The 26,174-nt window shown below is 55.5% G+C and carries 26 protein-coding genes and 1 pseudogene; 14 read left to right on the top strand and 13 right to left on the bottom strand.

Annotated features, from left to right (window positions below):
• Window positions 1-24: 24 nt before the first annotated feature.
• Window positions 25-1,227, bottom strand: coding sequence for a M20 aminoacylase family protein (locus tag BM029_RS02570; protein ID WP_092432350.1), 1,203 nt, complete (start codon window positions 1,225-1,227; stop codon window positions 25-27).
• 88 nt (window positions 1,228-1,315) lie between these two features.
• Complete coding sequence (locus BM029_RS02565; RefSeq protein WP_092432348.1) at window positions 1,316-2,755, bottom strand: YfcC family protein; 1,440 nt, start codon at window positions 2,753-2,755, stop codon at window positions 1,316-1,318.
• 182 nt (window positions 2,756-2,937) lie between these two features.
• On the opposite strand from BM029_RS02565, the gene BM029_RS02560 reads away from it, so the two are divergent.
• Window positions 2,938-3,852: a LysR family transcriptional regulator gene (locus BM029_RS02560; protein WP_244544871.1), complete on the top strand. Its 915-nt coding sequence runs from the start codon at window positions 2,938-2,940 to the stop codon at window positions 3,850-3,852.
• A gap of 66 nt (window positions 3,853-3,918) precedes the next feature.
• Here the strand turns inward: BM029_RS02560 and BM029_RS02555 are convergent, their stop codons facing one another.
• On the bottom strand, window positions 3,919-4,284 hold the full coding sequence (locus tag BM029_RS02555) for a YciI family protein (protein ID WP_244544870.1): 366 nt from the start codon (window positions 4,282-4,284) through the stop codon (window positions 3,919-3,921).
• Between the two features lie 190 nt (window positions 4,285-4,474).
• Window positions 4,475-5,710, bottom strand: a complete 1,236-nt coding sequence (locus BM029_RS02550; RefSeq protein ID WP_092432341.1) for an RNA polymerase sigma factor — start codon at window positions 5,708-5,710, stop codon at window positions 4,475-4,477.
• Between the two features lie 429 nt (window positions 5,711-6,139).
• On the opposite strand from BM029_RS02550, the gene BM029_RS02545 reads away from it, so the two are divergent.
• Complete coding sequence (locus BM029_RS02545) at window positions 6,140-6,649, top strand: hypothetical protein (RefSeq protein ID WP_092432339.1); 510 nt, start codon at window positions 6,140-6,142, stop codon at window positions 6,647-6,649.
• A 381-nt stretch (window positions 6,650-7,030) separates the two neighbouring features.
• A pseudogene (locus BM029_RS02540) lies at window positions 7,031-7,711 on the top strand (S41 family peptidase); the annotation flags it as partial.
• 13 nt (window positions 7,712-7,724) lie between these two features.
• Here the strand turns inward: BM029_RS02540 and BM029_RS02535 are convergent.
• Window positions 7,725-8,069, bottom strand: coding sequence for a BON domain-containing protein (locus BM029_RS02535; protein ID WP_092432337.1), 345 nt, complete (start codon window positions 8,067-8,069; stop codon window positions 7,725-7,727).
• Between the two features lie 106 nt (window positions 8,070-8,175).
• On the bottom strand, window positions 8,176-8,499 hold the full coding sequence (locus BM029_RS02530; RefSeq protein ID WP_092432335.1) for a hypothetical protein: 324 nt from the start codon (window positions 8,497-8,499) through the stop codon (window positions 8,176-8,178).
• Between the two features lie 418 nt (window positions 8,500-8,917).
• On the opposite strand from BM029_RS02530, the gene BM029_RS02525 reads away from it, so the two are divergent.
• Entirely contained in the window at window positions 8,918-9,268 is a 351-nt protein-coding gene (locus BM029_RS02525; protein WP_092432331.1) for a BON domain-containing protein, read from the top strand.
• A gap of 50 nt (window positions 9,269-9,318) precedes the next feature.
• On the top strand, window positions 9,319-9,546 hold the full coding sequence (locus BM029_RS02520; protein WP_092432329.1) for a hypothetical protein: 228 nt from the start codon (window positions 9,319-9,321) through the stop codon (window positions 9,544-9,546).
• A 118-nt stretch (window positions 9,547-9,664) separates the two neighbouring features.
• Here BM029_RS02520 and BM029_RS02515 read toward each other — a convergent pair whose 3' ends face one another.
• The 5 genes from BM029_RS02515 to BM029_RS02495 form a co-directional block, all read right to left on the bottom strand.
• A complete protein-coding gene (locus tag BM029_RS02515) occupies window positions 9,665-9,883 on the bottom strand; it encodes a hypothetical protein (protein ID WP_305764561.1) in 219 nt (72 codons plus the stop codon).
• A gap of 484 nt (window positions 9,884-10,367) precedes the next feature.
• The gene (locus tag BM029_RS02510) at window positions 10,368-11,777 is read right to left on the bottom strand and encodes a c-type cytochrome (protein ID WP_244544869.1); all 1,410 of its coding nucleotides are present in this window, start codon (window positions 11,775-11,777) and stop codon (window positions 10,368-10,370) included.
• Between the two features lie 18 nt (window positions 11,778-11,795).
• Window positions 11,796-13,430: a GMC family oxidoreductase gene (locus tag BM029_RS02505; RefSeq protein ID WP_092432324.1), complete on the bottom strand. Its 1,635-nt coding sequence runs from the start codon at window positions 13,428-13,430 to the stop codon at window positions 11,796-11,798.
• 10 nt (window positions 13,431-13,440) lie between these two features.
• Complete coding sequence (locus BM029_RS02500; RefSeq protein ID WP_092432323.1) at window positions 13,441-13,959, bottom strand: sugar dehydrogenase complex small subunit; 519 nt, start codon at window positions 13,957-13,959, stop codon at window positions 13,441-13,443.
• 260 nt (window positions 13,960-14,219) lie between these two features.
• The gene (locus BM029_RS02495; RefSeq protein WP_092432601.1) at window positions 14,220-14,558 is read right to left on the bottom strand and encodes a carboxymuconolactone decarboxylase family protein; all 339 of its coding nucleotides are present in this window, start codon (window positions 14,556-14,558) and stop codon (window positions 14,220-14,222) included.
• 302 nt (window positions 14,559-14,860) lie between these two features.
• On the opposite strand from BM029_RS02495, the gene BM029_RS02485 reads away from it, so the two are divergent.
• Together BM029_RS02485 and BM029_RS02480 are read left to right on the top strand one after the other, a co-directional pair.
• Window positions 14,861-15,274, top strand: a complete 414-nt coding sequence (locus tag BM029_RS02485; RefSeq protein WP_092432319.1) for a DoxX family protein — start codon at window positions 14,861-14,863, stop codon at window positions 15,272-15,274.
• 148 nt (window positions 15,275-15,422) lie between these two features.
• Window positions 15,423-16,376 carry an MBL fold metallo-hydrolase gene (locus tag BM029_RS02480; protein ID WP_092432318.1) on the top strand — a complete coding sequence of 318 codons (954 nt, stop codon included), beginning with the start codon at window positions 15,423-15,425 and terminating at the stop codon, window positions 16,374-16,376.
• Window positions 16,377-16,458: 82 nt separating this feature from the next.
• Here the strand turns inward: BM029_RS02480 and BM029_RS02475 are convergent, their stop codons facing one another.
• Window positions 16,459-17,352, bottom strand: a complete 894-nt coding sequence (locus BM029_RS02475; protein WP_092432316.1) for a LysR family transcriptional regulator — start codon at window positions 17,350-17,352, stop codon at window positions 16,459-16,461.
• Window positions 17,353-17,475: 123 nt separating this feature from the next.
• Between BM029_RS02475 and BM029_RS02470 the strand changes: the two genes are divergently transcribed.
• The 3 genes from BM029_RS02470 (at window position 17,476) to BM029_RS02460 (ending at window position 19,991) form a co-directional block, all read left to right on the top strand.
• Window positions 17,476-18,492 carry a YeiH family protein gene (locus tag BM029_RS02470; RefSeq protein WP_092432315.1) on the top strand — a complete coding sequence of 339 codons (1,017 nt, stop codon included), beginning with the start codon at window positions 17,476-17,478 and terminating at the stop codon, window positions 18,490-18,492.
• A gap of 59 nt (window positions 18,493-18,551) precedes the next feature.
• Window positions 18,552-19,247, top strand: coding sequence for a CoA transferase subunit A (locus BM029_RS02465; RefSeq protein WP_092432313.1), 696 nt, complete (start codon window positions 18,552-18,554; stop codon window positions 19,245-19,247).
• Window positions 19,248-19,337: 90 nt separating this feature from the next.
• Window positions 19,338-19,991, top strand: coding sequence for a CoA transferase subunit B (locus BM029_RS02460; protein ID WP_092432312.1), 654 nt, complete (start codon window positions 19,338-19,340; stop codon window positions 19,989-19,991).
• An 18-nt stretch (window positions 19,992-20,009) separates the two neighbouring features.
• Here the strand turns inward: BM029_RS02460 and BM029_RS02455 are convergent, their stop codons facing one another.
• Window positions 20,010-20,918 carry a LysR family transcriptional regulator gene (locus tag BM029_RS02455; protein ID WP_092432310.1) on the bottom strand — a complete coding sequence of 303 codons (909 nt, stop codon included), beginning with the start codon at window positions 20,916-20,918 and terminating at the stop codon, window positions 20,010-20,012.
• Between the two features lie 472 nt (window positions 20,919-21,390).
• On the opposite strand from BM029_RS02455, the gene BM029_RS02450 reads away from it, so the two are divergent.
• The 4 genes from BM029_RS02450 to lhgO all read left to right on the top strand — a co-directional run bounded on the left by BM029_RS02450 (window position 21,391) and on the right by lhgO (window position 26,169).
• A complete protein-coding gene (locus tag BM029_RS02450; protein ID WP_092432309.1) occupies window positions 21,391-22,578 on the top strand; it encodes an acyl-CoA dehydrogenase in 1,188 nt (395 codons plus the stop codon).
• A 60-nt stretch (window positions 22,579-22,638) separates the two neighbouring features.
• Window positions 22,639-23,862 (top strand): CaiB/BaiF CoA transferase family protein, encoded by a 1,224-nt coding sequence (locus BM029_RS02445; RefSeq protein ID WP_092432308.1) that lies wholly within the window; start codon window positions 22,639-22,641, stop codon window positions 23,860-23,862.
• Between the two features lie 160 nt (window positions 23,863-24,022).
• Window positions 24,023-24,967, top strand: coding sequence for a glutarate dioxygenase GlaH (gene glaH, locus BM029_RS02440; protein ID WP_170850956.1), 945 nt, complete (start codon window positions 24,023-24,025; stop codon window positions 24,965-24,967).
• 2 nt (window positions 24,968-24,969) lie between these two features.
• The gene (gene lhgO, locus BM029_RS02435; protein WP_211482428.1) at window positions 24,970-26,169 is read left to right on the top strand and encodes an L-2-hydroxyglutarate oxidase; all 1,200 of its coding nucleotides are present in this window, start codon (window positions 24,970-24,972) and stop codon (window positions 26,167-26,169) included.
• Window positions 26,170-26,174 lie beyond the last annotated feature (5 nt).

Raw genomic sequence — 26,174 nt, 5'->3', positions numbered from 1 at the left:
AACGATGAACACACACATTTATCGTCAAGCCGCCACGCGATCCGGGTCGAGATAACGCTCGACCAGGCGCGACCAGAACGCCGCCCCGACCGTAAGATTCTGGTCGTTGAAATCGTAATTCGGGCTATGCAAGCCCCGCCCTTGATCGGCAAGACCATTCCCGATGCGCAGAAAACAGCCAGGACGAGCCTGCAGCATATAGGCGAAATCCTCGCTGCCCATGAGCATTTCCATGTTGTCGTTCACTGCGTCGCTGCCTACCAGCTCCCGGGCTACCTCGATGGCAAAGCGCGTCTCCTCGTCGGTATTGCTGACAACCGGATATCCCTCCATATAGTCGATGACCGCGTCAACCTCGAAACTCTTCGCCTGGGAATTCACGAGCGCGATGATCCTGTTTTTCAGCATGGCTCGAACATCCGGGTCAAACGATCGTACGCTCAAGCTCAGCTCAACCTGGCCGGGGATAACGTTAGGGGCATCTCCCCCCGCAAATTTCCCGACTGTGATCACGGCTGACTTCGTCGGGTCGACGTTTCGCGAAATAATGGTCTGCAACCCCATCACAATGCTCGATGCGGCGACGATGGGATCGTGGGCAAGATGCGGTCTGGCCGCATGGCCGCCCTGGCCGACGATTTTGATATATACGCGGTCGCCTGCCGCCATGAAAGCACCGGAGCGAAACATGAAGGTGCCTGCCGGCTTGCCGGGATGGTTATGCAGGGCAAACACGGCGTCGCACGGAAACCGCTCGAACAGGCCCTCGGCAACCATCTGTTTGGCGCCGCTGTCGAACCCGCGTTCTTCCGCAGGTTGAAAGATCAGGTTCACTGTGCCGCTAAAGCGCCGCGTCTGCGCAAGATGTTTCGCCGCGCCTAGTAACATTGTCGTGTGGCCATCGTGGCCGCAAGCATGCATTTTCCCGAGATTCCGGCTCACGTGTGCGAAGGTGTTTGCCTCGGTAATCGGCAACGCGTCGAGATCGGCCCTGATGCCTATCGTACGGCGCCCCTCGCCTGCCGTGAGTGTTCCAACCAGTCCGGTCTTCGCGATATTCCTGTGAACCTGATAACCGTATGCTCGTAGCTGATCGGCCACCAAATCCGAAGTTTCATTCTCGCAGAAGGCCAGTTCCGGATTGCAATGCAACTGATAGCGTAAGCGTGTCAGATCCGGCTCATGAGGCGCAATATCGGTAAGTGTTGTAAAAATCTTGAGCGGCATTGAGAGCCTCCATGAATGATTGATTGAAACGACGGTTGCGGCGGTGCCACAGGACGCCCTTGCATCGATGCGGGGCAAGCTGCGTCGTTTAGAACGGTCCCCAATTAATCAGGACACCGACTATCAGCGCGGCAATGCTGATGACACTCCACAGCAGGATGAGCGGCATGAGGAAACGTACCCATTGTCCGTAAGGAATCCGCGCGGTCGCAAGCACGGCCATCAACACCCCGGACGTTGGATTGAAGCAGTTCATGATCCCTTCGCCCAGGAGCACGGCTTGCACGGTGACCTGGCGCGTCAAATGGAGTGCATCGCCCAGCGGCGCGAAAATGGGGATCAATGCCGCCGACTCTCCAGAGCCTGACGAGATCGCGATATGCATTACCGCCGCACTCAGGAACATGCCGATGGCGGCAGCCATGGGGTGAAGGGGAGCCAGTAGCTCGGAAAGCAGGTTAACGATGGGATCGAGAATCTTGCCGTTGCTCAGCACGGTAGAAATGGCGCGCGCAAGACCGACTATGAGCGCCCCGTGGACCAGTTTGCCCGACCCGGCCAGGAACTCATCCGCAATCTGGGTCGGCTGCACCCTGCAGATAAGACCAGAGCCGATGGCGATGATCATGAACATCGCGATCATCTCGGTCTCCCCCCAATGCAGTTCCACGGCACCGAAAACAAAGACACAGAGCGCGACGGTAGAGAAAGTGATCGCGGCAATCTGCCGCCAAGTCAGCCGCACGCTGCTCTCCGTTGGTACAGCCGCAACCAGATCGTGTTCGGCGATCAGGAATCTCTGCGACTGCGGATTACGCCGATATGCCCGGACGTTGACAATGAGAAACCCGATCGTCGCGATGACAAAGAGGACGTACACTGCGGAGCGAAACGCGATCCCGGAGAACATGGGCAATTCCGCCAGGCGCTGCGACAGCCCGGTGGTTACCGGATTAAGAACGCCGCTGTTGAAACCCGAATATGTCCCCAGGTAGATGAAGGCCACGCCGAAGACGGCGGGCAGGCGAAGTGAGCGTGCAATCAAGAGGCCCAGTGGCACGAACGCCACTACCGAATTAGTTACTACACCGATGGTCCCCAACAACGAAAAGATGACGCAGACGGTGAGAATAACCGAGACGTCCTGCGCATTTGATCCGGTCCCGATGTGGCCGAGCGCGGCTTTTACCGCGCCGGTTTTCTCCAGCACAGCCAATGCGCCACCGGTAAACAGGATCAGGAAGATGATCGGCGCCGAAGCGATCATTCCCTTCGAAATTGCCATGAAGACTGCCGCGAGACCGATCCCGTGCTGCGAAACACTCTTGAGGCTATGTGGAACCACGAAGCTGATGCCGTTCTTGACCACCCGGTCGAATTCACCGGCCGGAATTATCCATGTGGCAATCGCCGCAATCATCAGCACCGCGAAAAGCAACACATACGGGCTGATCGCCGTGTGCTTGCGTTGCGAGTTGTCGCGCGTGTCTGGCGCCACCGTGCCGGACGAAATCTGGTTAGCCTCCATTTTGTCTCCTCATATGGTTTTCTGGCGGGCGCCGGCCGTCGGAATCGACAGCCGCGCTGGCTTGTCGCCCCATAGATAACGATTGGGCCCTATGTTTGAGCTCGAAGTATGCGCCAGAAGCAGCACTAAAACCGACATCCGAATGTGCGACAATGTTGCGTTGGACGCAACAGGAGAGACGTATGCCGACAGAGGGCGAAGGGATCAGCGAGCGCACGCTCGAGTATTTGGGCGCGGTGGCGAAACATGGGGGAATGCGGCAAGCCGCCGCATCTCTAGGCGTGAATGTGTCGACGATTAGCCGTCAGATCGCAGCGACGGAACGCCACCTGAGACTGGCGCTGGTGTCGCGCAAGGGGCGTAGTATTTCGCTCACCCAGGTGGGACTTGCCGCCGTTGAGTACGGCCACGAGCGGGAGCGTCATGCAAAGCGCTTTGGCCTGCAGCTAGCCGAGTATCGTGACCTCCGGCGCGGGCACGTGACGCTGGCGGTTGGCGAGGGGCTGGTTGGCAGCCTGATTTCAGTGGTGCTCAAGCGCTTCCATCAAAAGTACCCGGACATCGCCCTTAATATCCGCACGGGACCACTGCCGGAGCTGGTTCGCATGATCCGGGAGGATGAGGCCGACATCTGCGTCTCCGTCGGCACTTCCCGCGATCCCCTTCTGAATGCGCGCCTGTTCCAGCGAGAACCGTTGTGTGCGATCGTCGCTGCTGGCCATCCGCTGGCTTCGAGAACGTCCATATGCATCGAAGATCTGACACACGACCCGCTCATTTTCATGTCGGGAAAGTTTGCGGCGCAGAGTTACGTTACCGCCATGTTCTGGGACGCCAACCTGAGTGTATCGCCAACAATCACCTGCGATCTCTTCTCCGTGGCGTCATCGCTTGCGGCTGAAGGCCTGGGCATCGCATTCATGACAAAGTTGGCTGCCAGGGAAAAGGTGGACGCCGGACTCGTGGTAGCTGTGCCGATTCAGCATCCGATCGCCAATACGTTCGATCGCTATGTGGCAACGCGCGTGGGACGAAAACTCAGCCCCGCGGCTAACTTCCTGTGGAAAGAAATCGTGCGCCTCATGTCTTCGGTCTAGGCAGCGACACCTTATACGCCAGTTCCCGCACATGGCCATTCAGCTTTCAATTAGCGCAATCCGGGTTCAGGCGACCGCTGGCGCCGGCGCGATGTTGGTAAGGTCAAGTTCCCGTACCGGGCGCACCTCTATGCTGCCAAACTTGGCCGGCGGGATTTTCGAGGCCAGATGGATTGCCTCGTTGAGATCCTTGGCTTCGATCATGTAGAAACCCGCCAGTTGTTCTTTGGTTTCGGCGAACGGGCCGTCGGTCAGGGAGAGCTGGCCGTTACGTACCCGCAAGGTGGTGGCCGTGTCTGTCGATTGCAGCGCTTGTCCGGCGATGAAGTGGCCACTGTTGCGCAGCTCCTCCCCATACGCAAAACAGACGCTGTCCGGACAGGCGTGGAGTTTGTCCTGCGCAAGATAGACGAGGCATAAATAATTCATCATGGTCTCCAATAGATGGATGGATATTGGGGGGATGACGACCAACGGTGCATTGCCCGCCGGTGTCGCTTCAAAAACATTTACATTAGATAGTCGAACCGGGAACGGCAAAATCGACAACTAATTGGCAACTAATCGACAATACCTTCAATATTTTTATTTCTCTGATACGAACAAGCGCAACGAGGAGTTGCTAATCAGGCAAACCCGCCAGGCGCCGATGCAGAAATCGGCGCTCCGGCTCTTGCCGGGTCAAAGCCAATGCGCGACCGTACGCCGCACGTGCTTCTGCAACGTGACCCAGGCGCCGGTGCAAATCGGCCTGGGCGGCATGTGCCAGATGATAGTTTTGCAACTGGCCACCCGTAATCAAGTCATCCACCAAGGCCAGCCCGACCGCCGGGCCTTGATGCATGGCGACTGCCACCGCACGATTCAATTCGATCACCGGCGTGGGTTCCAGCCGCAGCAAAGCGTCATACAGGCCGACGATTTGTTCCCAATCGGTGGCGTCGGCGTGGCGGGCTTCGGCATGGATGGCTGAAATGGCAGCCTGCAATGCATAGGTTCCGAAACGCCCCGTTGAGAAGGCGCGCTCCACCAGGGCTGAACCTTCCGCTATCTGCTCGGCATTCCACAGAGTCCGGTCCTGCTCGTCTAGCGGTATCAGGTCGCCGTCAGCAGAACTGCGCGCAGTGCGGCGCGATTCGTGCAACAGCATCAAAGCCAGCAGACTCATTACCTCGGGCTCGGGCAGCAGCTCCAGCAGGAGGCGCGCCAGCCGGATCGCTTCTTGCGACAGATCATGGCGGGTCAGCGTCGCTCCCGAAGTTGCGGAGTAGCCTTCGTTAAAAACCAGGTAGATGACCCGCAGGACCGTCTCAAGACGCGCAGGCAATTCGTCGCGGCCGGGAATCTGGTACGGAATGCGGGCATCGCGGATCTTGGCCTTGGCACGGACAATCCGCTGCGCCAGCGTGGTGGCGGGCGCAAGGAAAGCGTGTGCGATCTCTTCGGTTGTCAGGCCGCAGACCTCGCGCAAGGTCAGCGCAATCTGCGCATCCGGCGCCAGCGAAGGGTGGCAACAGGTGAAAATCAGGCGCAGGCGATCATCCTCGACATGCTCACGGTCATCCAAAGCCGGCGTGTCGTCGGCAATCGCTTCGATCGTTTCGGCCACTTCGTCATAGGCGGTGAATCTTGCCCCGCGACGGATACCGTCAATCGCCTTGAAGCGCCCTGCCGATACCAGCCATGGCACCGGCTTGTCGGGAATGCCGTCGCGCGGCCATTGTTCGATCGCGGCTTTGAATGCCTCTTGCAAGGCCTCTTCGGCCATATCGAAGTCGCCCAGCAGACGAATCAAGGTGGCGAATACGCGTCGCGATTCGCTGCGGTAAATACCTTCAATCGTGTCGCTTATTGGCATTGTCTCGGGCGATTGGTTTTTTGCGCGGTGCAGCACATCGGCTTGTGATAGCTGCCTGGATTGCAGCCTACCTGGGTAGGCTTGCCTTGTCGGTTCCTGTACCACCAGAATAATACATTGAATCACTGCCCTTCCGCCGCGCCTGCCCTGCGCAGAAAAACAATCAAATAATCTGTTCAACTCCCCCGGAAACAGGGCGAATAACGTCCTATTTAGCTCCTACCATGCATGCAGCTTCAGACAAACAACCGGTCTGCGGCAACCATTCCCTGCTCCGCAAAACAGAAAACACTTCCAACGAAAGGAAAGAAAATGGCAGCACTCTCGGTAACGGCATTGCATCTTCGTCGCCTGTCGTTTGTGTTGGCGATACTTTTATCAACATCCTATATAAGCGGCTGTGCTACCACGCAAAAAGGAGAGGCATCCATGAAAGAAGTCGAACAGCTATCGGACGGCGCGCGCGATTTCGATTTCGTCATAGGGCGCTGGCACACAGTTAACCAGCGGCGGCTGACAAGCTTGCAAGGCAAGGACGAATGGGAAACCTTTGAATCCACCGAAGAGGCGCGCCAGCTGCCGGCCGGCATCGGCAATTACGATGACTTTCATCCAATCAGCTGGCGGCCCGGTTTTGTCGCCATGTCGCTGCGCATCTTCAACCCCGAAACCAAGCTCTGGAGCATCTACTGGCTCGACAACAAGACTGGAGGGATGGATAAAACAGGTTCACTGTTAGCGCCGGTGGTCGGAAAATTCACCAACGGCGTAGGAATTTTCGAAGGCGACGACATATGGGACAACAAGCCAGTCCGGGTCCGTTACACATGGTCGGTACTCGCAGCCGATAACGCAACGTGGGAGCAAGCGCTGTCGACTGATGGCGGCAAGACGTGGGAGACTAACTGGATCGCGCGTCACTCACGCGTGCGGGACTGAATCTATAGGTTGCGTCTTGTATGGTGCGCCATGCGGGGCGCACATAAAAAAAGCCCGCCGAAGCGGGCTTTGATAGTTACCGATACTTGAGGAGATTCGCGCCATCCAATGCTATCTGCAAAGTGATTGCGCCGCGAATGAATCTACTCAGGTATCTGCCATCAAATAATTTTTTGATGCGTGCGATGACGTCTACATCGAAACCGAGTATGCCGGACTGTCTGCGTCGACGCAAGTTTTTTTGCTACTTTTCTGTAGGTGCGAAATCTCATTGCGACCTGCTCGCACAATAACTAAAGCCAGGTGAACAAACCACCACGATTGGACTGCCGGCTGATAGACTTTAATCTCGGCGCTTCTTGCAGATCGGACGGCGAAAAAATGCACACCCCAAGCCCTGCCTCGCTACTCGCACCGCTGCTGCTCGTCGCTTCCGGTTTTCATGCGACAGCCCGCGCCGCCGAGGTCTCGCCCTGCCCGCCGGATTGGGAAGCGCAAATTTGTGAACTCAAATCGGTGGTGGAGGTGCTCAAGAAAGAGCACCTGACAGAAATCGACATACCCGCCTTTCTCGACGAAACCATTCGCCTTGGCGTCAAAACCCTGCCTTACGCACAATTCCGCAGTGCCTCCGAGTTGCAGGAACAGACTAAAAGAGAGCAGCGCACGCGCAACGGCGAAACCGGCGCGCCGCTCAAGGTCACGTTGCTGCGCGGTGCTTCACAACAACGACTCGAATTCACCCTGGTACGCGCGCTCATCAAACCCCGCCCCGTGACCGCCAAACTACTCGACGGCAACGTGCTGTACACCCGGCTTGCCAGTTTTCCCGAGCCAGCCATCGGCGACTATATCGACGTGGTACAGGCTGAGCGCAAAAAAAATCCTGCAGTCAAAGGGATGATTCTCGATTTACGCATCAACGGCGGCGGCGCGCTCAACGCAGCAATCGGCATTACGGCGCTTTTCACCGGCCGCAACAAGACTGCGATGGTAACTCTGCAACGCGGCGACAAAATACAGCAGCGCTTTACCACCAACTGGCCGGACTACATCCTGCCGGATTTCTTGTTTCTTATTTTTTGATGGTGATATGGTTGACTACGTTGGTTACCCTGTCCACGGCCTTGGTGACAGCGATACTGTTATCAACCTGATCCCGATTATTGGCAAAACCACTCAATGTAACCTCGTGATTCTGCGCCTGCACTTGCAAATCAAGACTTTTGAGATCATCACTCACAGATAATGCTGCTTTCACCTTGGCGGTAATCAATGCGTCGTCAGCTGCAGTATCGATTACGACCGGCGGCTGACTTGCGGACATGTCTTTTGTTTTATTACAGCCGGATAAAGAGGCAAGCAGGGCGCTCGCGGCGAAAACGCCTAATCGGGCAGAACGGTTCAGAAACATAATCATGATGTTCCCCAAAAACAAAGAAAAACAACCTCTGAATTGGACAACGCTACTTTGCGTTACGCCCTCAGCTCCTTCAGCTCTTGCCACTTAAAACTATCGCTTGCTATTAACCCGCCTTCCCAGCGCGTATCGCTCGCCTGGTATCGCCTGGTTCTTCTTGCAAGATCTGATGCAGCACAAGAGGAGCTTGCTGCGCTGGAAACGGCTGTTGCGGCCTCTGCCTGTCGGCGACGCTTTCTACGCCGTCGGCAGCAATGGCTTCGAGGAAAACCAGAATGTTGCGATGGTAATCGACCCGCATCCCCGCTTCCAGCAACTGTCGTTCCGACTGGAATAATGACAGGCGCGCATCGCTTAATTCTTTTTTCGCCAATTTTTCCGGGGTCACTGCGTACCGTCCGGCCCATCCGTTAAACCATTCGATTCCCATGCTGCCATCCTTTTTGTGAGGCGACGATTCAATAAAGAATTTTGTGTACACAACAACAAATTCAGCCGATCAGTGCACCAAAAAATAGAGCACTGTCAACATCACTATCGGTAAGCCCAGAATCCATCCCAGCACATATTTTTCCATGATCGTTCTCTCTTCTGAGTATTGAGCGAGTGTGGAATAGCGAATGCAACGAGGATGAATTCCGCATTACTCACCCAATGAATGATCTTATAAAACTTATTTGGCCTCCTATCCGTTCGCTATCCCACATTGCGTCAATTGTTATCCACGCCGGGAAAAGACAGCGTCAGGATGTTGTCACCCTATGTGCGCTGACGAACAGAGATAAATCATGGCGAAGATCAAAATCCTGTACATCGATTGGGACTCTCTTACCTTGTACTGAAAAATCATGATTACGCCCACCAGCCGCTTTGCACTCCTGGCCACACTGACTGTTTTTGCGTTGCCGGCAGCTTTATCAGGCTGCAACAATGTTGAAGGCATGCCCGTTATCGCACCGCTTACCAGGACCAGCGCCCCGGCTGAGAATTCAGCGCTCACAACTAAAATTAAAACCGCTTTGGCGGCGAGTGGCGACATGGACAATTTTGATATAAGAATCCAGACGCGAAAGGACGAGGTTGTATTGAACGGCTTCGCTGACAGCCGGGCTCAGATCGATCGCAACCTGGCGCTGATCAGGCGTATAGACGGCGTCGGCAAGATAATCAATCACGTAAGTATCCGGAGATTCACCTGAGCGCGGTTTGAAATTGAACTGAATCGGTGAACCACAACGAGGGGCGAAAAATGAATGCCAAGCCAGATACGCATCCCGATGCAACATTCTTACATCAGGATAACGACGCCGCTGATCTGATTGAATTCCGGATGGCCTGGTGGCTCAAGCTATACATGCTGGGCGTTACCATCATGTGCCTGCTAACCGGCTGTGAGCCGCAACGGGAAAAATCATTGTATTGGTGTCAAAAAGCGATCAGAGCCACGTGCAATGGAAAACGCGTCAAGATCTCCTGACCCCGCATCTTCGTCATGATCTGTCCATGTGTGCAACGGGACGACAATCTCTTCCCATCCCGCAGGTAGTTTCAATTGTTGGCGAATCCATCTATGTCAGCCTGGATTCGCCTTGAGCTCAGTTAACGAGCCGGTATAACCACAACGGTTCCAGCTTCAGTGCTTCCTTTGGCGCCGGTACTACCTCGGGCGCCTGTACTACCGGTAGCCCCCGTGTATCCGGTGCTGCCAGTTGCGCCGGTATCCCCGGTTGCGCCTGTATATCCAGTGCTGCCGGTCGCACCCGTATCTCCGGTTGCGCCAGTACCGCCAGTTGCTCCGGGACGACCGGTTGCACCTGTATATCCGGTGTTACCGGTTGCGCCGGTATAACCGGTCGCGCCTTGTGGTCCGGCTGGGCCCGTGGGCAGCGTAAAGCATCCGGCCAGCGTGAGTGTCGCTAATATTGCGACAAGTTGCATTGAGTACCGCATGAGGATTTCCTTTGTTTGACTAACCAGAACTACGCACGTTATTGTGGGTAGCTACCCAGATTTGATCAGTCTCTGGCTACAAGGATGGGCGTCGGTAGATCAAGCCACCGCTACTGCACGACCGTATCGGCAGCCGACAGCGAGCAAGGCCTTGGGGCTTGCCACATCGGCGCTTCACGATTGAGGTCAGAATATGCAGGAATCAGTGCGGGGTCTGTGCGTTGACGTACATAAAAAATTATTTCGTCAATGCCGCTGAATCTATCATTGCTATCACGATAGTCACGACAGGCTAGCCAAAAAAAACCAGGCCGGCGCACGTTAGCGCCGGCAACACCACTCACATTTTCACGTTGGCTTCTGCGCATTGCGCCGCTTCCGCCTGTTGAATCCGAAAATCGCGGCGATGATCACGATGATGAACGCCCCGATTCCCACTCTTGCCACCACCACCAGGTTGGACGCACTGCCGCCTGCGCGTAGCGTTTTCACCTGATCTACACTCACCACGGCTGCGGGGTTGCCAAAATTCCTGGTCAGGTAATTCCCGAGTGTCGCAATCTGCTGATCCGACAATTCCTTTTTGAAACCAGGCATCACTACTTCGGACGATTCGGTCTTCCGCTGTATGCCCTCAAGCACCACCATCACCAGATTGTTGGTGTTGGTCCGGCCCAGCGCCGTGTTGTGAAACAGTGGCGGCAGACCGCCATCAAAACTTCCCTGGCCGCGGGCCTGGTGACAAGTCGCACACTGGGCGTCGTAGAGCTGCGGGCCAGTCATCTGGTTCGGATCCGTGGGTAAGGCCACACCGCGGATACTATTCAGATCATCGGCAGCCGCACCCCATGCGTATGTCGCGCGGGTATCAGCTGCATCGTGTTGTGCCGGCACACTCTTCAGATATGTGGCAATTGCGCGCAAGTCGCCGTCGCTCAGGTGTCGCAGGCTGTTATCGACCGCCTCTGCCATCGGCCCTGCTGCCTGCGCCTTGTTGGCCGTATGGCCGACGTGCATGTAATCGACAATTTCCTGTTCGCTCCATCCTCCGATGCCGCTGGTTGCATCCGACGTAATGTTGGGCGCGTGCCAGACGCCAACCTCGCCACCGCCAAGTTCACGCGACAGGTTTTCCGCCATCAGCATATTGCGTGGCGTGTGGCAGGTGCTGCAATGCGCGAGTCCAAGAGTCAGATAGGCGCCGCGATTCCATTCCGCGCTTTTTCCGGCATCTGGGGTGAACGGTTGCTTATCCAGAAACAGCAAATTCCAGCCCGCCATCGAAAGCCTGATATTGAACGGGAAAGGCAGCGCCGTGGCGGGAGCGGCGGCATCGACCGGCGCAACTGCCTGCATGAAATACGCATACAGGGCCTGTACATCGTCGTCCGTGACTTTCGCGTACGACGTATATGGCATCGCCGGATAGAGATGCCGCCCGTCAGCGCGTATCCCTTTGCGCAGGGCATCACTGAATTGTTCCAGCGTATAGTTACCTATGCCGTATGTTTTCGAGGGTGTGATATTGGTTGAAACGATGGGGCCGAGCGGCGTCGGCAGCGACAGGCCGCCGGCCATGGACTTACGGCCAGGTGCGGTGTGGCAGGCGATGCAATCGCCGGCGGTAGCCAGATATTCGCCGCGCTTGACCAGATCGGCATTGCCGGGCTCTGGCGGTGTAGCAGCGCAAACGTTGAAACTCGCCAGCGCCAGCACGGTGGCGCCGAGATTAACGTGCAAGCGTGTCATCAATTTCATTGAAGGCTACCTTGACGATTAGGATTTCGACGTAGCCGGGGCTGGCGTACGCACGTTGAATTGTTCTAATATGTGCTGCGCAGTTCTGAGCGCCAACGCGACTCCGGTCTGGGTCGAATTACAGGTGGCCGCAGTCGGCATGACGCCGGTGCTGACGATGAACAGGTTTTCGTGGTCATGGGTGCGTCCGAAGCCGTCGACCACCGAAGTTTTAGGATCGTTGCCCATCCCCATGGTGCCGGTGATATGTTGATTATTGGCGAAATTGCCTTCCGCGCTGTAACGAAGATCGCTTCCTCCCATCAATTCCGCAATCCGCGCAAAATCAGCTTTCGACGCCTCTGCCCCGCGCCGCGTGTATTCATCTATCGAATAACTCGCCTGCGGTTTCGGGATGCCCATGGCATCCTTCTGGTCGCTGAGCGTGATGCGGTTTTCCGGATTGGGCAACACTTCCAGGACGTTCTTGACATTGACCTGATGCGCCGCCCGATAACGCAACTGCTTCTCGAATTCCGGGCCATACACACCTTCGGCGATCAATGCCTGGGTCGAAGCCAGTACCTGCGAAATATTGGTGAAATCAAGACGATACGCCGCATGCTCGGAACGGAATGCCCCATCGCGCAGGGTGTTGATAGAGCTGGGGCTTTGCGGCCCGCGCCCAAGCCACAACTCTTCCTCGGCATAGAACGTCAGTGACGTGCTCGGGTGGTCCATCAGGTTGCGGCCGACCATGTCGGAACTGTTCGCCAGGCCGTGGGGGTATTTGTCGCTGGACGACAGCAGCAACAACTTCGGACTTTCAATGCCATTAGCCGCGAGAATAAAAGTTTTACCCGTGACGCGATGTGAAATTTTGTCAGGATCGTAGTAGAGCGCGGCGACAATGCGGCCCTGTGCATCATGTTCGATCTTGTAGACGTTGGCGTTCGGGATCAGCTTGGCGCCGGCGGCTTCGGCGGCTTCCGCTGCCAGACCGCCGTGATATTGGGCGTCGATCGGGCAAATCGGTTGGCAACTATTGTTGCCGCAGCAGGCCGGCCGGCCATCATAAGACCGGCTGTTGCGTGCGGTCGTATTGGCGACGACTTCATAGCCGCCAGGCGCCAGCCGCTCGCGGAAACGACGCATCGCCCAGGTTTCTGCAACGGGCTCCATCGGGAACGGTTTGCTGCGTGGCGAGCCGGTGTCGGGCGCACCCGACACGCCCATGATCTCCTCCGCTTCCTGATAAAAGGGATCGAGTTCCTCATAGGTCATCGGCCAGTCGACTCCGACCCCGTACAAGCTCTTGATACGCAAGTCATTCGGGACCACGCGCCAGGCCTGTGCAGCCCAGTGCCAGGTGGTTCCGCCAACCTGACGGATGTACTCGGCGGGATAGGGATACGGACCGGCCTGCACCAGATAACCGCTGTCCTTGGGCTGGTAAATCGGATGCGGCGCGGATGGCACGGATGGATAGGGCGACATCCAGTCGCCCTTGCGCGGAGAGTTGCGGAAGCGGGCAACGATCTGGCCGCGGTTAACCCGCGGACCTGCCTCCAGGATCACGACCGAGCCCCCCTGTTTCAACAGTTTGAGTGCGGTCAACGAGCCAATGATTCCTGAGCCGATTACAACGAAGTCAGCCGACAATTGTTCCGACATCTGGCGCTCCTTAGAGTGGTTTTTTTGCCCAGCTTCCATACACGCCATAGGCGTAGGTGGGTGGTTTCAGCACATCTTCGACGATCACGGCGTTAAGTGCGGTTTCATAGGCAATGCAGCGCGCCTTCTCGCCATCGCCGACGATGCCCATGCACCAGGCTGTCACGATTTTTCGCGGCACTGCGGCTAGCGGCGAGTGCTCGTCGTCGAGTGTTTTCTGCAATGCGAGAGGGTCGATTTTTCGCTCATTGATCAATGCCAGCAATGCCTGCGCAGCTGCAGGAAAACCGGCATCATCCGCGGTGAGCGCTTCATACAGGCGCTTTGCCTGCACCGCATCAAGAGCCTGACGTCCGGCGAGGATCGCGGAAACCGCCACAAAGGCGCCTTGGCCGGCGTCGGTCACCGGTTGCGCCAGCGCCCACGGGATCAGCGAGGCGCTATAAGCGGACAGCAAACCGGCCAGCAATGTGCGTCGTGCGAGATTGGGGGAAGTGGAGATTTCAGCGGCTTTTCCAGGATGATCCATAGTGCGTTCCTATCCCACAAGAAGGTCAAAAGGAATGGCGCAAGCCTGCCATCAGTACAGTCAGTCTGATTAGAGAACAAATAGGGTTTACTCCAGCGACAGCTGATGGCACTCCGCCTGATCGGTGATCCCGTTGGCGGTGTTTCAAGAGTTCAATCGAGCAGATGACCATGATCTGGCACGCAGGCTACAAGCAACGCTAAATGTTTCCCTCATGCGCCCTCCCCGATCAGTTGCCGGTGCTGCACTGCAGTGTAGACTTAGGGGTGTTTGACTGAAAAGGCATCCATCACCCGTGCCGAATACACCATCGCTGCGCCAGCATTGACCGCGATTGCGACGCCCAGTGCCTCGGCGATTTCCTCGACGGTGGCGCCATGCTTGGCTGCGGCGTCGGTATGAACTGTGATGCAGCCATCGCATTGACGGGTAACGGCCACCGCCAGGGCAATCAGTTCGCGCGTCTTGGCATCCAGCTTTCCTGTCTTCTGGCCGGCATTGGAAAGTGCCTGATATCCGCGCAGGGTGTCCGGGCTGAGTTTGCCAATCTCGCCGATGCGGGTCATCAACTCTTTCTGGTAGTCATTCCACTCGAGCATCATGTTGATTTTCCTTTCATGGGAATCAAGATGGTAGTGTGCAAGCGTCGTCAGAACGTCGTGGTGCCGCTAGCCGCATATATCGAGATGGATTGCGGCATCAGTCCATGCTCGGCGAGTTTTCTATTTTCGTCAAGGCAAAAAATGTTAATGCCGGTTTCGTAGTGACCGGCGGCCAACGCCGATATGAACACCAAACTGAAAGTTGGATAAATCTGTACACGGTAGTCAAATTTCGACATAGGATACGCAACATCGCATACGTTTTCCCGCCCCAAAACTATCCGACAAGGAGAGGAAACATGCTCGACGACCTGATACTCGCTTATCACGACGTATTGATCTTGCTGGCACGCGTACTGCTGATGGTGCTTTTTCTTACGACCGGCTGGAGAAAGCTTACCAATTTCTCTGCCACGGCTACGTATATGGCGTCGACCGGCTCACCGCTGCCAAAGCTATCTACCGTCGCCGCGATCGGCATGGAATGTTTCATCGCCATTGCGCTGGTGGTTGGCGTGTTTACCGGTCCGCTGGCGTTGCTGTACTTCGTCTTCACCTTTGTGACCGCGCTGATCGGCCACCGCTTTTGGGACGCAACCGGTGCGGAGCGTGACGCGCAAAAGATCAATTTTCTAAAAAACGTCAGCATTATGGGTGGCCTGTTGCTATTAGCAGTCACCGGGCCGGGGAAATACGCCTTGATGCCGAGGTGAGGCATGATGAATTCATGCCTCGTTTTCCATGATCAAATCACACGCAAGAAATATCGACGACGTTGAAGGTAGTTGAACCAGAACAGATCAACAAGCCACGTGGATTTTTGCAGTGCAATATGAAAATATTCAGAGGAGATCTTATAAAATGAAATTATTCTCATTTATCGCCACGGTCACTGCGCTCTTCTTCACGCTGACGGGCGCCGGACGGGCAAGCGACAACGGCGTCCCCCTGGACCACTCCAAATACGCGAACCGCCAGGTACTCAAGGACTTCACGGCCGCCCCCTGCCCCGACAATCCGCGTGGCCTGACACAGATCAAGGGAAACTTGTATCGGCACACTACCGGCCCGGGCCTGGCGGTACACAGCGGGCTGGTGCTGATTACCAAGGAAGGTGCGCTGGTGATCGACCCGGCGATGACTTGCACAGCCACCTGGCTGCGCGATGAAATCAAGAGTCGTTTTAATGTGAAGGTGAAGTATGTGGTCTATACGCACGGCCACGCCGATCACATCAGCGGCGCCCAGGTATTCCAGCAGGATGGCGCTATCGTGGTTGCCAACCAGCGCGCGGTGGAACCCATCGTCGGCGAGCGGATTCCGACTGCTATCCCGGACCGTGTGTTCGACGAAGATATGACGATTACCCTGGGTGGAGAGAAGGTACTGCTCCATCGCGTGGCGCCGAGCCACTCGGACAGCATGACGATGATCCTTTTTCCAAAATACAAAGCGCTGCAGTGCACCGATGTCTGCGAAAGCAAATCCATGCCCTACAACGACTTCCTCGATTTCTACTATGACGGATGGATCGAGAGCCTGAACTGGGTATTGGCTCAGGACGTGGATGTCATCGATGTCGGCCACTACACTCCGGCCACCAAGGACGATGAACGTGCGCTGCGAGACTACATGATCGATTTGCACCAGCAAATTCTCGATCTTGTGCGCAACGGCCAGTCATGGGATGAACTCTACCGCAACGTTCACTTCAGCGACGAGGTGAAGAAGTGGATTGCTTATGACCAGATGCACGTCTTGAATATCATGGGAATGTACCGTTGGGTCTCGAATCACCGCCGTGGCGAGTGGTAAAGCGCAAGGGAAATCTTCAAAGACTCGGGAGCAATGACAGTTTCCTGAAGTTCCCTGTATTGCAGCGACGTCCGCTTCAGCTTCACATTACCGCTTGCCGCTGCTGGATCACTTCTTGCAGCGCAAGCGACGCCTTGGTTTTGTAGCGTTCCTTGTGGCGCAACAGGTAAAACGAACGCGGCGGCAGGTCGATGTTGACCTTGCAAAGCAAGCCGGCTTGCAGGTGCGAGGCGACTACAAGTTCCGATACCACCGTCGCAAAGGGCCCCGCCATCACGGCCGAGCGCACTGCTTCGTTCGACGGTAACGTCAAGGCGATCTGCAGTCCGCCCAGGTCGACTCCGATTTCCTCGAGGATTGCTTCGAAGGCAGAGCGGGTGCCCGAGCCCTGTTCACGCATGATCCATTGGCCGGCAAGTAATTCCGATGGTTTCAGCCGCTCGCCGTTTGCCCATGGATGGCCAGGGGCGACGACAGCAACGATGCGGTCTTCGTCGACCGTTTCTATCGCCAACGCCGCCTGGTCGATGTGCCCTTCGATGAATCCCAGGTCGGCAGCGCCCTCCACCACGGCGTGCGCCACTTGCTGGGTATTGCCGACGGTCAGGTTGAGTTCAATTTGCGGATACGTCTGGCGGAACCGCACCAGCAATGCCGGCAGCCAATAGCTGGCAATCGTCTGGCTGGCTTGAATGCTCACCGTCCCACGCGTGAGCCCGCCCAATTCGGCCAACGTCAGCTCCGCCGCACGTGCGCTAGCCAGCGTGGCTCGCGCTTCCGTCAGAAAAATCCGACCCGCTGCACTGGTCTCGATGCGCCGCCCCACCCTGTTAAACAGCGGCGTGCCGTACCGGTTTTCCAACATGCGAATAGAGGCGCTCACTGCAGAAGGCGTCAGTGAGAGGGCCGTCGCCGCTTGCGTCAGGTGCTCGCGTTCAGCAACCTCGACAAAGATGCGTAATTGTTCCAGCGTCATTGTTCCAACATTATTTAATCGTTCGATTTTATTTAACGTAATGTGAAAAATTGTAAGATGGACTTCACAATTTGTCCACCCGATAATCACCTCATCGCATTTAGGTAATAACGGGCGGGTAAAATGAGCGCAAATGTAATAACAAATACAAAAACACTTCTTCCCGGACTAGCCCTGTGCGGGTTTGTCACAGTAGCCGCCTTTGCGCTGGAAAGCCTGGAAACGCATCTGTTCGGTCGCGCCTGGCTGGAAAGCCTGGTGCTGGCAATCTTGCTCGGCAGTATCGTGAGGACTTGCTTCAGCCTGAGTCCGCGCTTCGAAGCCGGCATCCGTTTCGGCGCCAAGATGATACTGGAGATCGCCGTAGTATTACTGGGCGTATCTGTCAGCGCTGGCGCCATTCTGGACAAAGGAGCCGACCTGATCGGCGGTATCGCGATCGTGGTGATGATCGCCATATTTGGCAGTTATTGCATCGGACGGGCTGCCGGCCTGCCGAGCAAAATGGCGATCCTGATTGCCTGCGGCAACTCCATCTGTGGCAACTCGGCCATTGCCGCAGTGGCGCCGGTGATCAACGCCGACGGCAAGGATGTCGCCTCCTCGATAGCTTTTACCGCCGTGCTAGGCGTCGTGGTGGTGCTGGTGCTGCCATTCCTGGTGCCGTTGCTGTCGCTGTCGCCGGTCCAATACGGTATTTTCGCTGGATTGACCGTCTACGCGGTGCCTCAGGTGCTGGCAGCCACCGGCGCGGTCTCAATGACAAGTGCGCACATCGGCACGCTGGTGAAGCTGGTCCGCGTCTTGATGCTGGGCCCGGTGGTGCTGGTGTTGTCCCTGTTCGGCCGCAAGGAAAGTGGCATCCGTCCACCGTTATCGCAGATGGTACCGTGGTTTATCGTCGGCTTCCTGCTGTTGATGGTGCTGCGCTCCGTCGGTCTTATCCCGCATTTCGCGATCCAGCCGGCTCAGATATCGGCGAATTTCCTGACCATCATGTCGATGGCTGCACTCGGACTCGGCGTTGATGCCCGATCGGTGTTGAAGGCCGGCGGACGGGTCACCGTGGTGGTCACTCTGTCCTTGCTCGTATTGTCCGTGATCAGCTTTTGCCTGATCAAGCTGTTGGGTATCGCCTGAACCAGGGGTACCGATATAAAGACAAAATAATTTGAATTTACTCAAGAGGAAATAGCGGTATGAATAAAATCTATCCTGACGCAGTCAGCGCATTGGCAGGTATCGTGAGTGATGGTCAAACGATTGCAGTCGGTGGATTTGGTCTGTGCGGCATCCCGGAAGCATTGATCACCGCCTTGATGGAGTCAGGCGTACAAAACCTGACTGCGATTTCGAATAATGCGGGCGTCGACGGATTTGGTCTCGGCCAATTGCTGACCACGCGCCAAATCAAGAAAATGATTGCATCTTATGTGGGTGAAAACAAAGAGTTCGAGCGGCAGTATCTCGCCGGTGAACTTGAACTCGAATTCACGCCGCAAGGGACATTAGCGGAGAAACTACGTGCTGGCGGCGCCGGTATTCCTGCATTTTTTACCAAGACGGGTGTGGGTACCCTGGTCGCAGACGGTAAGGAAACGCGCGAATTTGACGGCGAACAGTACATTATGGAACGGTCGTTAGTAGCCGATATTTCTTTGGTCAAAGCCTACAAGGCGGATCGTAGCGGTAATTTGGTTTATAACAAAACGGCGCGCAACTTTAATCCAAACGTTGCCATGGCAGGAAAAACCACCATCGTAGAAGTAGAGCATTTGGTTGAAGTCGGTGAAATCGACCCGGACGAGGTGCATACCCCGGGTATTTTCGTGCACCGGATTGTGGTCAATGCGACGCCTGAGAAACGCATTGAACAACGCACTGTAAGCAATTAATTTCAAAATCTGACCCTTCGCACAACAGGTAGATCAAGTGCGCTAATTGCCCGGAATCCGGGTGAAACAGTATAAAAGCGGAGAATAGACATGGCATGGAATCGTGATGAAATGGCAGCGCGTGCTGCGCAGGAGTTGCAGGACGGCTTTTACGTCAATCTTGGTATCGGCTTGCCGACCTTGGTGGCAAATCATGTACCAAAGAATATGGAAGTGTGGTTGCAGTCGGAAAACGGTCTGTTAGGGATTGGCCCTTTTCCAACCAGCGACAAGATCGATCCGGACTTGATCAATGCAGGCAAACAAACCGTTACATCGCTGCCTGGATCGTCCTACTTCAGCTCGGCCGATTCATTTGCAATGATTCGTGGCGGGAAAGTGAATCTTGCTGTTTTGGGCGCCATGCAAGTGTCGAAAACCGGCGACCTGGCGAACTGGATGATCCCAGGAAAAATGGTCAAAGGGATGGGCGGCGCGATGGATCTGGTCGCAGGTGTCAAGCGTGTAGTGGTATTGATGGAACACGTCGCGAAGGCGAAGGATGGATCTACATCCCACAAAATTCTTGATGCATGTAGTTTGCCCTTGACCGGTATCGCAGTCGTTAACCGCATTATCACCGACCTGGCAGTGCTGGACGTGACGCCGGAAGGCTTGAAAGTGGTTGAACTGGCGACCGGCGTGACAAGGGAAGAATTGGTTGAGAAGACTGGTGCGGCGCTGGATTTCAGCAGTTTTTATTAACGCGGCTTCGCCCTGCTTTCACTTCGCCAGGCTCTGCTGGTAGTCGTGCGCTTCCCGTACTAGCCAGTCACGAAATGACTGCAGCAGCGCTTTTTCTGACTTTTGCTCGGGAAATATCAGAAAATATGCCTTCTCGTCCTCGAACGAGTGATTACAGGCAACCACCAGCTTTCCTGACTGCAACTCGTCTTCAATGAGCATGGTCGGAATAAGGGCCACGCCCATGTCCTGCATAGCCGCCTGGGCTAACATGGTAAAGAGTTCAAGGCGCGTGCCCGTCATGTCATGTGGAATTTTTCTTTGCACTGAATGAAACCAGTCGCGCCAGGCGTAAGGTCTGGTGCTCTGTTGAAGTAGCGGCAAGCTGGCAATCTGATCGGGCGAGAGTTGTGCCGAGCCGTTCATCAGCGCGGCACTACAGACTGGAACGGGATACTCGCGCATCAAAAAATGTGCCTCGGTACCGGGCCAACCGGCATTGCCGTAGTACAGGGCGGCATCGAATTCAGTTTGGTCAAAGAGGAAAGGACGCGTCTGCGTCGTCAGATTGACAGTCACTCCAGGATGATCCGCATGGAAACGTCCCAGTCGCGGCATTAGCCAGCGTGTAGCGAAGGTCGGAACGACGGCCAGTTCGATGGTCACTCCTATACCTTGTTGCGCCATGATCGACAAAGTATCTCGTTCAACGGCATCGAGCCGGTTGGCAATTTGCCGACTGTAGGAACGCCCTGCTTCTGTCAGCACTACGCCACGTTTTGTGCGGCGGAACATGCTGACGCCAAGGAAATCCTCAAGGCTCGCAATCTGGCGGCAAATGGCGCTCTGGGTCAGCGACAGTTCACTTGCCGCCTCGGTAAAACTCTCGTGCCTGGCGGCCGACTCAAAGGCAACTAGTGTCGTTGTATTGGGGATTTTTCTACGCATCCGGCATTTCTCGAAAAAAAACGTGGAGACCTGGAAAATAACATGATCTCAAATTCATTGACTCATTTACAAAATACATTACGAAGTGCGCTAAACGCACACGGTGGTGCATTAATTTCGGTTGTCGCTATCAATAGTCTCATTTAGCATGACTCTGCGTATAGGAATTAATTTTTATGTGACAGCATTAAATGCCTTGCGTCAACCTTAAATATTCCATAAGAGCACAGGGCAAGCTGCGATTGCTACGAACATGCCGCCTCCGCGTTGCGTTTTTTTTCGCCCAAATTCTTTCCTATCGGAGGCTGGGTGCCTGAGAAGCTGACTGACTGCAAAGGACGTAAAGCCACGCTTCTGTTACCTGTCATGCTGATAAAGCACAAAAGCCACACCCAAGATCAGCCTCAATTGATCAACCATGGGGAGCTGCCGGTTGGCAGCAACCTATCCTGTACAACAAAGGAGATTTGACATGAGCACACATAAAATTCAATTCAATCACGAGGACCCGCTGCTGCTGGATATGCAGCTGAGCGCCGAAGAGCGCATGGTGCGCGACGCAGCCCGCGCCTATTCGCAAGAGCGACTGATGCCGCGCGTCCAGCTCGCCTTTCGAAATGAACATACCGATCGCGCCATTTTCAACGAAATGGGCGAACTCGGCCTTCTTGGGGCGACCATTCCAGAACAATATGGCGGCGCAGGCCTGAACTACGTTGCATATGGCCTGATCGCCCGGGAAGTTGAACGCACCGATTCTGGCTACCGTTCAATGATGAGCGTCCAGTCGTCCCTGGTCATGGTGCCGATCAACGAATTCGGTTCCGAGGAGCAGAAACACAAGTATCTGCCAAAGCTCTGCAGCGGCGAGTGGGTAGGCTGCTTCGGCCTGACTGAACCCAACCACGGCTCTGATCCTGGCTCAATGCTTACCCGTGCGCGCGCGGTGGACGGCGGCTATGAACTCTCAGGCAGCAAGACCTGGATCACCAACGCCCCCATAGCAGATGTATTCGTCGTATGGGCCAAGACCGAAGACGGCGTGATACGCGGCTTTATTCTTGAAAAAGGCTGGAAAGGCCTTTCCACTCCCGCCATCCACGGCAAGGTTGGCCTGCGTGTTTCAATCACCGGCGAAATCGTCATGGATCAGGTGTTCGTGCCCAAGGAAAACATGCTGCCCGGCGCCAGCGGACTGAAGGGCCCCTTCACCTGCCTCAACTCTGCACGCTTCGGGATCGCCTGGGGCGCATTGGGCGCGGCCGAGTCCTGCTACGAAACAGCACGCCAATATGTCCTCGACCGCAAACAATTTGGTCGTCCTTTGGCCGCGAATCAACTGATTCAGAAAAAACTGGCGGATATGGTCACTGAAATCAGTCTCGGCCTTCAGGGCTGCCTCCGGCTTGGCCGCATGAAGGACGAAGGCATTGCATCAACCGACCTGACTTCCCTCATGAAACGCAACTCCTGCGGCAAGGCCCTGGACATCGCGCGCGTTGCCCGCGACATGCTCGGCGGCAATGGCATTTCGGACGAGTTTTCTGTCATCCGCCATATGGTTAATCTTGAAGTTGTGAACACCTACGAAGGTACCCACGACATTCACGCCCTGATCCTTGGCCGCGCGATTACAGGCATTCCAGCTTTCGCGAACTGAGTGCGGACGCCCTGAACGAAACAGGAAAAGCGGCAGGATTCAACTAAAAGGTCAAATAACATGGCTGGTGCACTTTCTCACATACGCGTACTTGACCTGTCCCGCATCCTGGCTGGTCCCTGGGCTAGCCAGATATTGGCGGATCTGGGGGCAGAAGTCATCAAGGTGGAACGCCCCAAAGCGGGAGACGACACCCGTACCTGGGGGCCTCCCTTTTTTAAGGATAAGGAAGGACACGATACTTCATTAGCCGCCTATTACCTGAGCGCCAACCGGAATAAGCAATCGATCACCATCGACATAGCAACAGCTGATGGCCAGCAGCTGCTGCGTGAGCTGGTGGCCAAGTCGGACATTTTGATCGAGAACTACAAGGTCGACGGGCTACGGCAATATGGCCTTGATTATGAATCCCTCAAGGCGATCAATCCGGGCCTTATCTACTGTTCCATCACAGGCTTTGGCCAGACCGGGCCATACGCGCCGCGGGCAGGATATGACTTTCTGGTCCAGGGCCTGGGTGGCCTGATGAGCATCACTGGCCATCCCGATAACGAAGACGGCGCTGGTCCGATGAAGGTCGGCGTGGCCGTCGCCGACATTCTTACCGGACTCTATGCCAGTACCGGCATTCTCGCTGCGCTGGCGCATCGGCAGATTTCGGGCCTCGGCCAGCACATTGACATGGCATTACTTGATGTGCAGGTAGCTTGCCTTGCAAACCAGGCCTCCGGCTATCTGGCCACCGGCAAAGTACCGCCTCGACTCGGCAACGCCCACCCGAGCATCGTGCCTTACGAGGCGTTCCCGACTGAAGATAGCTATATGATTCTGGCGATCGGCAATGACGGGCAATTCGGCCGCTTTTGCCAGGAAGCAGGTTGCCCCGAACTGGCCGCTGATCCACGCTTCGTGACCAACACGGCCAGGGTCGAGCATCGCGCCGTACTGATCCCACTGCTGCGAAAAATCACAATCGGGCGCACCACCGCAGCGTGGATCACGGCGCTGGAAGCACTGGCCGTACCCTGCGGGCCAATCAATACATTGGCCGAAGTGTTCGCCGATCCTCAGGTTCAGGCGCGCGGCATGCAGGTCACAATGCAGCATGCCGAACTGGGCGCCATACCGCTGGTCGCCAACCCCATCCGCCTGTCAGGTACTCCGGTCGAATACCGGCTTGCACCGCCGACGTTAGGCGAACACACCGATAGCGTGCTGAACCACGTGCTCGGCTTATCCGATCTCGCAATTCAGAAATTGAAAGATAACGGAACGGTCTGACGATGTACTGCGGCTTACCGCGGCGTACTGCGGTCAGGTAGTTTTTGCGGCGCTGACCACTGTTCAGAAAAACTGAATTATTTGAGCTCTCTTGTGTATTGTTTTCAACCTCCATTATTTCTAGACTGGCCCTTATCTATTCAACTTAAGGGAGAAGTAAATGGAAATGACTCAATGTCCTGCGGCTCGTCAAGAAGCTTTTATTCAACGGCATCAAGGATTCGATGTGGAAGTCAATCTTCATCACGGTCGCCTCTACCACGTCGTGTTTGACGAAGCGATCTTATCCAGGTTCTTTGAGGAAACGACGAAGGTCAATGCGCAACATCTGGAATACGTACCGCACATGCGCTTCATGCTGGCCAGCAAGCTCAAGGAGCTGTTCGGACAGCAATTGCAGGACGTGCTCCGCGGAATCCTGCTCGACCGTAACTCTGGCGGTTTTACCCTCGGAGTCCAGAATGTGGCTTCGACCCCGGATGACTACGTGAAATTTGGCACGGCAGTAAGCCACTTGATCGGCCCTGGCAACTTCGATTCGATGTCGGGTACTTATTACGCGCGCTTTTTAGTCAAGGACACGGACAAGAGCGATTCGTATTTGCGACAAGCGTATCGGCTTTTTACCCTGCATACCGACGGCACATTCGTGGACGAGGCAACCGATTGGTTGTTGATGATGAAATTCGAGGAGCGCAACGCTGTAGGAGGAGAGTCTCGCATTTTGCATCTTGACGACTGGCAGGATCTGGCGCGTTTCGCAGAACATCCTTTGGCATCGTACAAATTCATTTATAAGTCGCCGCCAAGCAAGAATATGGCGCAAATGATCCAGCGCCGCACATTCTTCAAAATGAACGGGAAATTTTGTATCAGCTTTATCGATCAGTTTGTACAACCGGAAACGATCGAGCAAGCGCAATACCTGCACGATTTATCAGACTCCATGGAAAGTGCTAAAAATACCGCAACCATCCCTCTTCCTGTAGGGGACTTGATCATGCTGAATAATCTGTTCTGGTTGCACGGCCGGGCGCCGTTCCAGAAAAATGCGGATCTCCATCGAGAGCTGATGCGTCAGCGCGGTATGTTTTCGGAAGCTTAAAAATGAAAAACTCTTTGTATGACTACATCATCGTTGGTGGCGGAATTGTCGGCTTGTCGAGTGCCATAGAGGTATTGCGACGCTTTCCGAAGGCGAAACTTCTTCTGATTGAGAAGGAGGACACCCTCGCGCAGCATCAGACCGGTCACAACAGCGGCGTTATCCATTCAGGCATCTATTACAAGCCAGGAAGTTTCAAAGCGAAGTTTGCGCGTCAAGGTAGCCGCTCCATGCTGGATTTTTGCCAGACGCACGACATCGAGCACGACATCTGCGGCAAAGTGATCGTTGCCACGAAGCCGGAACAAGTTCCGCAACTGAAAGACCTGTATCAACGCGGGTTGCAGAACGAACTCAACGTCTCCCTCATCAGCAAGCAGGAGCTGATGGAAATCGAACCGCATGTGATGGGATTAGAGGCCATCTCGGTTCCAGGCGCCGGCATCGTCAACTACAAACAGGTTTGCCAACAGTTCGGTAAGCTGGTGATCGCGGCAGGCGGAGAAGTAAGGTTGGGAACAAAAGTGACCGCAGTCAGGAATCGTCACGACCGGGTAGAGGTTGAAACGCCTGGAGGCGCATTTTCCGCGCGCTTTCTGATTAATTGCGCCGGGCTGCACAGTGACCGTATTGCGCAACAGGAAGGCAGTAATGTGGGGCTGAAGATCGTCCCGTTCCGCGGTGAATATTATGAAATAGTGCCTGAGAAAAGGCATTTGGTTAAACATTTGATATACCCGGTACCCAATCCGTCGTTTCCTTTTTTAGGTGTCCACTACACGCGCATGATCGGCGGACATGTCGAGGCGGGACCGAATGCGGTACTTGCATTTAAACGCGAAGGTTACCGGAAAACGGACATCAATCTGCGCGACCTGGCCGAGGTCGCCATGTTTCCCGGTTTCTGGAAACTTGCTGGAAAGTATTGGCGTGAAGGAGCGCAAGAAATGGTTCGTTCGGTTAGCAAGGCGGCCTTCGTACGCAGTTTGCAAGAGCTCATACCGGAAATTACAGCGGAGGATCTGGTGCCGGCGCCTGCTGGCGTGAGAGCCCAGGCCTTGAAATCCGACGGTAGCCTGGTTGACGATTTTCATGTCGTCCCAGGGACGCGATGCCTGCATGTGTGTAACGCACCTTCGCCAGCCGCAACGGCCTCGATTGAAATCGGGAAATACATCGCCAGCTGCGTCTCAACCGCGTGAGATCT

Source organism: Collimonas sp. OK607 (assembly GCF_900111995.1).
Lineage (GTDB): Bacteria > Pseudomonadota > Gammaproteobacteria > Burkholderiales > Burkholderiaceae_D > Collimonas.
This window is presented reverse-complemented; position numbering and strand designations above follow the sequence as displayed.